Origin of the sequence: Acinetobacter sp. YH12155 (assembly GCF_013418255.1) — a bacterium.
Taxonomy (GTDB): domain Bacteria; phylum Pseudomonadota; class Gammaproteobacteria; order Pseudomonadales; family Moraxellaceae; genus Acinetobacter; species Acinetobacter indicus.
Genome location: NZ_VPCK01000036.1, coordinates 1 through 10,608 on the forward strand (window position 1 = coordinate 1; position 10,608 = coordinate 10,608).

Below are 10,608 nucleotides of genomic sequence, written 5' to 3' on the forward strand. Positions count from 1 at the left end.
CGAACTTTCATAATGGTAAGGCTCATATCATTTTTGAGCTTGAAACTCCTATCTATAAAACTGATGCTAGTAGGCAAAATGTCATAGCTTTTGCTCATGCTATTTTAAAACGCCTTCAACAGCTTTTCGATGCTGATATTGGTTATACAGGGGTGATTACTAAGAATCCTTTATCTAGCCAATGGCGTGTAACAGAACTAAGAAAAAAGCCTTATTCACTCTATGAATTGGCTGAAAAGATAGATCTACCAAAGAACAAGTATGAAAAGCCCAATATCAAATTGGATGAAGCAATAGGGCTTGGTCGAAATTGTTATATCTTCTACACAGCTTGTCCCTTTGCTTATGTTGAGATCAGAAAATATAGAGGGAAGACGTATAAACAATGGGAAAAAGCTATGATCGCTCATTGTATGACGCTAAATGAGGGGTTATCTGAGCCACTGGGTTACAACGAAATTAAATGTATAGCAAAGAGTATCAGCCGTTTCTGTTGGAAAAATGATGGTTACTGCTATCAAGAATTCATTGAACGACAAAGATATAAGGGAAAATTAGGAAATAAAGTGTCGGTCCAAGTTCGTAAAAATAAAGCTTCTGAAAGAAAAGAAAAGGCTCTAGAACTTAAAAACTCAGGAAAGACAGTAAAAGAAATAGCATTGGAATGCGAAGTGAATGAAAGAACGATTAGAAGATGGCTGAATGGGAACTGAATGGGGCGGACATTTACCCTAAATCAGGTAATAGCTCGTAGCATTCGGTTTTTGTCATTTCAGTCAATTTTAAATATGTTCCACGCTTTAATAATTTAAGTTTAGCTTAGGCTAATTTAGGTTGGTTATTGACAGTTATCCAAACAAAATCTTGAAGATCTAAACTTGCGATATTGGCTTAACTCTAACTCATGGTTTGCACCAATTTCGTTTTTTCCTTAGTTCCTTTTAAGTTTACCTATTGAAAGTAAAAAGTGGCTTAAAACGCAAAAGAGAAGATAAAGGGCTAATACAAAATGTACTAGCCCTTTAAAGGGTTATAAACCTTCAAAACTCCAAAATGAAGTTAGAAGATCAGCTAACAGTCAAAACATTGGTTGCCCAATATAGTTCCAGTTAGTAAGTGTTTAACTAGCCTAAGCAGGGCTTAAGTAGTTCAAAGAGCTTAAAAACTCTTTGTTAGTTCAACTTTTCCATTACTGGAGAAGCTGAAAAGGGCAATTGCCATATCCTCTTGCGCTGAGGAGTACGCTAGCTTAGTAAAACCAATGGTTGAACCAAACTAGATTCATTGAAGTATTAACGTTACTTCGGACGTTTTGATTTCCATAGATTACTCAACAGAGTTATTCCCTATTGAGTTTTAATGCAGCATCAAGGAAATCAGTGCTGCAACACTTCAACTTTGGTCGGTGTAGACCTAGCCATTTAAGGGATGACTCCCAATTCTATTCAGTAACAGCACCACCTGTTTTCTGAAATATAGAATTAAACGCTTAATCTCCATAAAGACAGCACCACCTGTTTCTCTATGCGTTGTAGCCACTACTCGAAGTTTTTTTCTTCTTTCGATGCTACGCAAGCTTACTTATAGCAAGGAAACCAATCCAAGAAGCTATAAGCTCGCAAGCCGGACTTCAAATACTTCCATTGCCCGAGCAAATTTTCGTTTCATCAAGCTCACTACACTTCGGTGATCTTCACCACACGTTTTCTAAGCCACGCTTACAAGATGAAATTGTTCAATTATTCAAAGCCGAAGCCGTGAAATCATGAACGTCTACTGATTGCGCTCCCACACTATAAATCCATAAGAAAACGGGTATTTAATCCGCTGCTTATGAAACCGCAATACGTTATACCTCGGCACCCGTCGAATCGGAGAGCCAACGCTACGTTAGTGTTTCCCAAGTTAGATACAACTCTAGCCATTTAATACTCAAGCCCCCGTCACAATCTTCTCTATCTCTTATTACTCCACCGTTTTCAGATAAAACCTGCAAGATTCTGATTACCGAATAAGATGATAAAGACAAAGCTAACGTACTTAAGTTTTCGGCACTGTATAGCAGGGTACGCCAGTGTTGTATTAATTTCGCCTACAACATCCTCAGTCTGCCCCACCGTTACAGGCTTGAGCTATCCATCGACCTTTTAATAGCTTCGGTAACTGTCATCACGACAAATCATGCTACCTAACCAAAAAGTGTCGTCTAAGGCCGTCTTTCAACTCCTAGACCCGTTGCATTGCTACAACGTGAGAAGCCCACCTGTCAGTCACTCACCATGCCGTATAGACATTTTCAAGCATGGAAAGGGTGGTACTAGCGCGACGACATTCCTTATCGTCCACTACCACTCGCAGTAGCTTTTTCATCTACTGCAATCAAGTTGTTCAGGATCGGTAAACCGTCCGTTTCCTTGTCGCCCATCCTGCTTTAAGTTTTCTCAACCGTGATACCACTTAAAGCAAGACCCCCTTTTAAGGAGAGTGAGTAGAATGCGGGATTTTCACCCGACAAGCCCCCGTTCCCACCGTGCGAGCACCAGTTTCCTAATGCACACAGCGAGTCGAGCTTATTGGTCGTGTCCTTTTCTGGTACACGCTTAGGTAGAAAATCAACGGGCGTGACACCCTCCTTCCTCCTAAACAGGAACAACCATTGTGAAAGCAATCTCAAGTCGGGCGGGTAACCCGACTTGAGAAATTTGAAGTCGGGTTGGTAGCCCATGAGATTAAGCGTCAATCTACAGCTCAATTTTTACGCCCTTCCTTATCAAAAGTCAATTACAGCAGGTTCTATTGAGCTGATACCATCATGTGACCAAAAAGCATGTATATTCAGATTTAGAAGGTCGTAAAAATTGAGTATTTCCTAGAATTTACTTGTTATGGTTATGTCATAATTTTTCTGTTATGGTTATGTCATCGTTATTCCATAAAAATGGTTTTTTAAGCCTATTTTTGTGTTGATAGGGGAGTTAAAGGATTGATTTACTATTCAACGACCAAAGCAAAATTCCTGCAATTGGTTAGAGAAAGATTCACCTATGCCGAAGCAAATGGTGAAGTTTGTCTGATCTCTTATCATGAATTTCATCATTATCAGGATGCATTAAGAGTTATTAGAGGACGGGAATCTAAAAAAGGATGGATTGAACGCTACAATCTAGAAGCTAGTGCAAGTACACGGCATCGACACAAAAAAACTCAGCCTGTTTTTGATCTGGTCCTTATGGCTTCCGTAAAATCTGAAAGTGAACCAGTGAAGTACAACCTAGCCAATAATTTACGAGTAACTGTTACTGATATTAGTTTTGATCACTTGGAAAGAAACCACTTTGAGGATGTTCGAATTACAGCTTGCTTGGTTGTTACCATTCCAAAATCATTCTTAGTTATTGAGCATGGTAAACCTGCTTTATTTGATATTAAAAACCAAGATCATGTCAGCGAAATCAACAAGAAATTAAAAGCATTAATTCCGAACGTAGAACGATTTAACACGCCAGTTAAGACTGTATTGCTTAAGAATTACAAAATTCTTAAAAGAGGCGCAAAGATTACGCCTGAAAAAGCCGAAGCAAAGTATCAACGAGAACTAAAGGCTTGGGAAAAGGAGTTTGCTAGAAATCCTGAAACAGCAGGGAATAAACCTAAGAAAACTAGCGTTCCTATGCAGGAATGGACTGTCTGTTTAAGTGAAGGTGCTTTGAATACTATCCGTGATGCGTTGAATGGTCTGATCCTTACTTATCAGGGCAAAAAGAATCTATTTTTAAAGGATGTAGATCGAGTTCATGGCTTTCTATCTAAATATGTCGGACATCGTGGGGTGCGTTCGGATATTGGTAGGGAATATGGTGTATTTAGAAGAACTTTTAAAAATAAATGTGGGAAAGACCTAGATAAAGCGTTGGACTCGCATACGCTTAAACTTGGATATTTTGGGCAGTTGAAAGACGAATATAAGCACTGGGAATATGCTCACTTTTATCCCAAAGATAATTTAGAGCTAATGATGCTTCGATCTATCCTGAGTTTTTATGAAAATACCAATAAACAAGCAGAAAATTTGTCATGACGATGGACAGCTTTACCAGGATGCTTTCAGTATCTTGGTAAAGCCTTTCAACCCTTCAAAATATTCCCATATATTAAAACATTGACCATAAATGTAGCCCTCCCCTGTCGCCCAAGTGTATATTGAATACCTTTAGTGACAGGGGATGTAACGCATGAAAAAAATGACTGTAGGTGAGCTTGCAAAGCTTTATGGATTGAACCGACAAAGTATATATAAACGTATAAATAAAGGGGATCTAAGCAAGGGGAGTGACGGAAAAATAGATTTTGCAGAAGCTATTAGAGTGTTTGGTGAACCAAGTGAAAGAAACCAAAATGTAACTGCGTTACAGTCTACCGAGTTACAAAAGCAGACAGAAGTTGACACTCTAAGGCTACAGGTTGAAATGCTACAGAAACAGCTTAAAAAAGCTGAAGAGACAGAAGACTTTTTGAAGGAACAGATTAAAACTAAGGATAGTAGTATCCATTTGCTCCAAACCCTTTTAACAGCTCCTAAAGAATCGTCAGTACAAGGTAGTGTAGAGAAACAACAGAGTGATCCAGTTCTTTCTAAGCTACCTGAGCTTGAAAAGAAGCAAGAAGAACATCTAATTCCGAAGCCTATCCTTGAAGAAGAGAAGAGACCAAAGAGAAAGGGCTTATTTAGTCGAGTTGTTAGTGCCGTATTTGATGAGTGAAGGCTCGTATATTAGCCAACGATTTACTGTTTATTTCCTTACATACACTACAATTGCACTGTCCTATTTAAGATTTACTTATGATCTCAAACATCTCTATTACCCAAAATCAGTTTTTACAGACGAAAGCTTCCAGTGAAAAAAAGGAGTTGGGGCAATTCTTTACACCTAGTGAAATAGCAACATTCATGGCTAGTTTGATTACTCTTGATAAGGACAAGAGCCAATCTATTAGTGTTCTAGATGCAGGTGCAGGTGCAGGTATTTTGGGGATTTCTGCATTATTAAAATTAAAAGAATTGGGCTTTAAAAAATTACATTTAACAGCCTATGAGAAAGATGATTTAGTTATCCCATTATTAAAAGAGAATTTAGATACTTTTTCTAAAGAAAATGAAGGAATCTCATTCAGTTATGAGGTTATTAACCAAGATTTTATCTTGGAAAAAAACAATCAGACCTATGATGTTTGTTGTATTAATCCTCCATATTTTAAATATTCTGTGAAAACTTCCCCTTATGCTAAATCAATGGCTCATTTATTTAAGGGTGATCCCAATATTTATGCTTTGTTTGTTGCAAAAGCATTAAGCCTTTTAGCTCCACAAGGAGAACTAATTTTTATTACTCCTCGTAGTTTTACCAATGGGCTATATTTTAAAGGTTTTAGAAAATATTTACTTAAAAACAATAGCTTGAAAGCAATTCATATTTTTAAATCAAGAAAAGATGCTTTTAAAGAGAGTGATGTACTTCAAGAAAATGTCATTTTCAAAATTGTGAAAGATCTACAGCAATCTCAAATTCGTGTTTCATCATCAAATGGTGTAGATGATCTCAATAAATCAGAGATTAACGATTATGCTCCTGATCTGCTTTTAGACAGTACCTCTAGTGAATCTTTTATTCGTATTCCTGAAAGCCGAGAAGATGCAGAAGTTCTATCTTTGGTTGAAAGCTGGGGAAATACGTTTGATGAAATGGGTTACTTCATTTCAACAGGTCCAGTAGTTGAGTATCGTTCAAAAGAGTTTTTAGAGCCTACTCAAACTGATTCATTACCTTTGATCAATGCACATAATTTACAAGATCTAAAAGTCATATTTAATGGATCTCATAAGAAAGATAAGAGGTTTTATTTAATTGAGGGTGCGAGTAAATGGTTAGTACCTAATAAAAACTATGTCCTAATTCGTAGAATTAGTTCTAAAGATGAAAAGAAGAGAATTGGTGCTGCTGTATATGAAGCATCTAATTTTAAACAAGATTTTGTAGCCTTAGAAAATCATATTAATTTTATCGGTCACAAAGACCGAGATATGACGCTCGAAGAAACCTATGGTCTAGCCTTGATATTGCGCTCAAATTTGTTTGATACCTATTTTAGAACTATCTCTGGCAACACTCAGGTAAATGCTACAGAAATAAAAACCCTAAAATTCTGCTCGAAAGAAGTAATTGAAAAGTTAGGTTCGGATTGGCTAACAGGAAAAATTGAAGAAGACCAAACGGACGAGTTTTTGAAAGATCGGATTAAATATGAATCAAGATATACAGTCTAAAATTGATCAAGCACAGCAGTTGTTGAAGGCTTTTGGTTTACCTCCGGCTCAACAGAATGAAAGGGCGTGTTTAACCTTACTTGCTTTAGCTAATTTAAAGCCTTCTGATGGTTGGGAAAGTGTTACGAATAATCTCTACCGTACCGTAGATCTAATGGCATTTATGGCTGTGTTTTATTTTAAAGAATATAAAGCAAATACCCGTGAAACTATTAGACGACAAACATTACATCAGTTCATGCAACATGGGCTTGTAACTAAAAATAGAGATGACTTAACAAGACCAACCAATAGTGGTCAAACGAATTACAGTCTAAATGATGAAGTGATAGAAATTTTAAAAAAAATGCCTAATGGTGACTGGAAGAGTGAAGCTGAAACCCATGCAATTAACGCTAAATTATTGCTTAAAGCTCACAAAAAACGTGTGGCTAAGACACAAGTTTTGGTTAATTTACCGTATATGGTAGAGCCGTTGCGCCTTTCAGCAGGTGCTCATAATCAATTACAAGCAGATATTATTCACACATTTTTACCCCAGTTTGCAGGTGCAGAAACACGACTTTTATATGTTGGCGACACAGCGAGTATTGATGGAACAGGTGGAAAATTTGCATTTTTAAACTCAGAATGGTTCGCAAAATTAGGAATCCCTGAGCTTGCTAAAGATAAATTGCCTGATGTCGTGGCTTTCGATCCTGAAAAGGAATGGCTCTATCTGATAGAAGCAGTCACAACTCATGGACCAATTTCAGAAAAAAGATGGCAAGAATTACAGGCTATGTTGGAGAGTACCCATCTAGGTTGTGTGTATGTCACAGCATTCCCTGATAGAGCTACGTTTAGAAAGTATTCTGCAGATGTTGCATGGGAAACTGAGGTTTGGTTAGCCAATGAGCCTGAGCACATGATTCATTTTAACGGTGATCGGTTTTTAGGACCTCACTAAACACATAATATATTTGTTTTCACGTTTTTGGTGTGCTATATTTTGAAAAAATCATAGATGTACTTAGCTATGACATATAGTGAATTTCAGATAGAACTTATCAATAGTGGTTTAAGTATTAAGGACTTTGCATCCCTAATAGGGATGCATCCTAACTCAGTTACTAACTACAAAAGTAAGGGAGTTTTGCCCTTAAATTTGTCGATTATTGTAGCTTTAATATCTGAGCTTAAAGGAAAAGGAATTGACCCTGAACCAATAATTGAGCAGGTTAAAAGGAAGCATCTACAAGATATAGTGGGTGTTATTGCTGAAACTAAGGAAGAATAGAGACCTTTGCACAAACCAGCGACCTACTCTCGACACCAATCTCAAACTCAACTAAAAACTGGAATTGGTGTTAAAAGATAGAAAAAGTCACCGAATTGGCATAACACTCTCCTAAATTGCAGTTAATTCAGATCTATTGGCTAGTTTTGCCAACCAACAGACACAATAACCCTAAGCCAATCCATATTTTTGTTTCAGACTTAGGGCCGTTTTTAAATTATGCACAATGCTAGCAAGCACTGTACTGGTATGAAATTGCATTAACCCTAAATGACGAGCCTTGCTCATCCCATAATGCAATTTAGAATGACCAAATACCCGTTCCACCGTATTTCTGGTTTGGCTCTTTTGGGTATTGGAACGTTTTTGTTGTTCGGTCAAAGGGGTATTACGCCATGCTCTATCATGAATATAATTGTTTATCGGTGGTTCATGCTTGGCAAGATAGTCGTCATGGGCTTGGCTTTTATACGCACTGTCAGCGTAAACAGCAGATTCATTCCCTGTTAAAAGCGTGGTAAAACATTGTGAATCATGCACATTGGCTGGGGTGGTTTCAACTTTTTTGACAAAGCTGTCTTCATCACAGTTTAGATGGATTTTAAAGCCGTAGGTGGTTTTCACTTTGCCTGTGCTGTCTTTTTTACTGACGTAGGCAGCTTCTTTGTCTTGGGTATTGTCGGTATGTTTGCCTTTTTTAGCTCGTTTGTTCTTGGCTTCGACGATACTGGCATCGATGATGCTGACACTGCCTGCTTTGATGATAATATTTTGCTCGGCTAGTTGCTCATTGATTTGGTTGAATAAGGGTTGGGTAAGTCCAAGTTCGCCTAGGTGTTTGTGGTATCGCCAGATGGTGCTGTGGTCAGGTACGTTATCGGTAAGCGATAGCCCGACAAAGCGGCGAAAGAGTAAGTCTCGTGCCAGTTGTTTTTCCATGGCTGGGTCTGATAAGCCATACAGTTTTTGTAGTAATAAGACTTTAAACATGATGACTGGGTGAAAGGCACTTTCGCCACGGTCGCTGTTATGAACATGACGTAAGGTGTGTTCGATAGTCTGCCAGTTGATGAGGTTGTGTAGTTCATCGAGTTCTTCAATGGCTTTGTGGTGATTAACTAGACTGTCTGCTAGGGACAGCTGCCCTGTTTGTTTCCATGCCATGTCGGTGTCTTTTGTTATGTGGTTGATTATAAAGCATTATATCATTTTAACGAACTTTTGTGTATCTGTTCGTGCAAAGGTTTCTTTTCTGCTATCACCTTATGCGCTGAAATTGAGTAGAATATGCGACATTTTGAATTTTAGCTGTTTTCAGCAATTTAGGTTGTTCTATGTTGAAGTGGATTATTTTGGCGATTTTTATCGCTTCAGCGCTGTATATTCAACAGCGCGGCAAGGTGCGTCATAGTTTTTATCGTCAGTTTTTTGACCATTCTACCATCCTCGCACCGATCAACTATTTAATGTATTTGTTCTCTAAAGTACCAAATCAACCGTATATCGACACCCAGCACTTTCAAGATTTAAAGGTTTTGGATGACAATTGGGAAATGATTCGTGATGAAGCCAAAGCTTTATATGAACAGGGCGGTATTAAAGCTTCAAGTACTTACGATGATTTGGGTTTTAACTCATTCTTTAAAACAGGCTGGAAGCGTTTTTACTTAAAATGGTATGACTCCGCGCATCCATCTGCCGCAGAATTATGTCCAAAAACCACAGCATTATTAAAAACTTTGCCTAGCATTAAGGCGGCGATGTTTACTGAACTAGCGCCCGACAGTCGTTTAGTGCGTCATCGTGACCCGTATGCAGGTTCATTGCGTTACCACTTGGGATTGATGACACCAAATGATGACCGTTGTTTTATTGATGTCGATGGGGAGCGTTATTCATGGCGTGATGGTGAAAGTGTGGTGTTTGATGAAACCTATATTCACTATGCTGAAAATGGCACTTCTCAAAACCGTATTATTTTCTTTGCCGATGTCGAGCGTCCGTTAAAATCACTCTGGATGCAAAAGTTTAATCACTGGTTTGGCAAAAATGTGATGACCGCAGCAAGCTCTCCGAATGAAGCAGGCGATCAGACGGGTGGCTTAAATAAAGTCTTTGGCTATGTCTATCAAGTGCGTTTAAAAGCCAAGGCTTTAAAAGCTAAAAATAGTCGTGTGTACTATTTCTTAAAATGGTTTTTAATGCTCGGGATTTTCTTCTTAATTTTTATTCGCCCTTATGTGTTTTAAAGTATCGCAACGCCTTTCGGGGCGTTTTTTTATGACATTTTTGAGCAATTTCAGCAACGCACTTTAATTCCCGCCTATTTTTATGTATAGAATGAAGCAAATAGGGGAATTTTTATGCAAACGTTTCGAATAAAATAGGGTAAATGTTACAAGAAATTAAAAAATTGCTATTCGACGTACGAAATACTAGATTTAGAAAAGATCTTCTATTAACGTATCGTTTCAAGTAAGTAACACTTTATTACAGACGAAAAAAAAGCCCAGAACTTTGGCGAGTAGGACTTTTTTTTCAGGACAGAGCATTGAAGATGACCGCCCCTAGAATCTACGGTCATTTTATCTATTGCCTTTAAAAAAAACAATGCAAATTGGATAAAAACATTGACCGAGATAGACGTAAGCTCTTTTAGAGAGCAATTTGCAAACAAATTGCCTAGAAAGCCGTGGTGTACCAATGAAAAGGGACAACCTCTATTAGTTCGACCAAAAGAACTAGCGATCTCTTATAGCTATATTCAGCCGAATAGCCCTTTTTATCAGAACTATTTCATTCTAGATTTAGATTATGAAGCTGCTATTGCGGATATTCTATTTGAACGTTCTGGCATACCTCTACCAAACTTAGTCACATCGAACTTTCATAATGGTAAGGCTCATATCATTTTTGAGCTTGAAACTCCTATCTATAAAACTGATGCTAGTAGGCAAAATGTCATAGCTTTTGCTCATGCTATTTTAAAACGCCTTCAACAGCTTTT

General features: G+C 37.9%; 9 protein-coding genes. 8 read left to right on the forward strand and 1 reads right to left on the reverse strand.

Annotation, left to right across the window (positions count from 1 at the left end; translation table 11 throughout):
* From FTU86_RS13230 to FTU86_RS13255, 6 genes are all read left to right on the forward strand, one after another.
* Nucleotides 1–713: replication initiation protein (locus FTU86_RS13230; protein ID WP_180098863.1), on the forward strand; the 713-nt coding region annotated here is incomplete at its 5' end.
* 2,270 nt (nucleotides 714–2,983) lie between these two features.
* Entirely contained in the window at nucleotides 2,984–4,078 is a 1,095-nt protein-coding gene (locus FTU86_RS13235) for a hypothetical protein (RefSeq protein WP_180048581.1), read from the forward strand.
* A 154-nt stretch (nucleotides 4,079–4,232) separates the two neighbouring features.
* A complete protein-coding gene (locus tag FTU86_RS13240) occupies nucleotides 4,233–4,760 on the forward strand; it encodes a plasmid replication DNA-binding protein (RefSeq protein ID WP_180048580.1) in 528 nt (175 codons plus the stop codon).
* An 80-nt stretch (nucleotides 4,761–4,840) separates the two neighbouring features.
* Nucleotides 4,841–6,322, forward strand: coding sequence for an Eco57I restriction-modification methylase domain-containing protein (locus tag FTU86_RS13245; RefSeq protein WP_180048579.1), 1,482 nt, complete (start codon nucleotides 4,841–4,843; stop codon nucleotides 6,320–6,322).
* Nucleotides 6,300–7,271: a BsuBI/PstI family type II restriction endonuclease gene (locus tag FTU86_RS13250; RefSeq protein ID WP_180048578.1), complete on the forward strand. Its 972-nt coding sequence runs from the start codon at nucleotides 6,300–6,302 to the stop codon at nucleotides 7,269–7,271. The genes FTU86_RS13245 and FTU86_RS13250 overlap by 23 nt, the downstream gene beginning before the upstream one ends.
* A gap of 69 nt (nucleotides 7,272–7,340) precedes the next feature.
* Entirely contained in the window at nucleotides 7,341–7,601 is a 261-nt protein-coding gene (locus FTU86_RS13255; RefSeq protein ID WP_180048577.1) for a tellurium resistance protein TerC, read from the forward strand.
* Between the two features lie 171 nt (nucleotides 7,602–7,772).
* On the opposite strand, the gene FTU86_RS13260 is transcribed toward FTU86_RS13255, so the two are convergent.
* A complete protein-coding gene (locus tag FTU86_RS13260) occupies nucleotides 7,773–8,765 on the reverse strand; it encodes an IS5 family transposase (RefSeq protein WP_180053124.1) in 993 nt (330 codons plus the stop codon).
* A 170-nt stretch (nucleotides 8,766–8,935) separates the two neighbouring features.
* Here FTU86_RS13260 and lpxO point away from each other — a divergent pair, with 170 nt between their 5' ends.
* Nucleotides 8,936–9,850, forward strand: coding sequence for a lipid A hydroxylase LpxO (lpxO, locus tag FTU86_RS13265; RefSeq protein ID WP_179996322.1), 915 nt, complete (start codon nucleotides 8,936–8,938; stop codon nucleotides 9,848–9,850).
* 381 nt (nucleotides 9,851–10,231) lie between these two features.
* Nucleotides 10,232–10,608: replication initiation protein (locus FTU86_RS13270; RefSeq protein ID WP_180098865.1), on the forward strand; the 377-nt coding region annotated here is incomplete at its 3' end.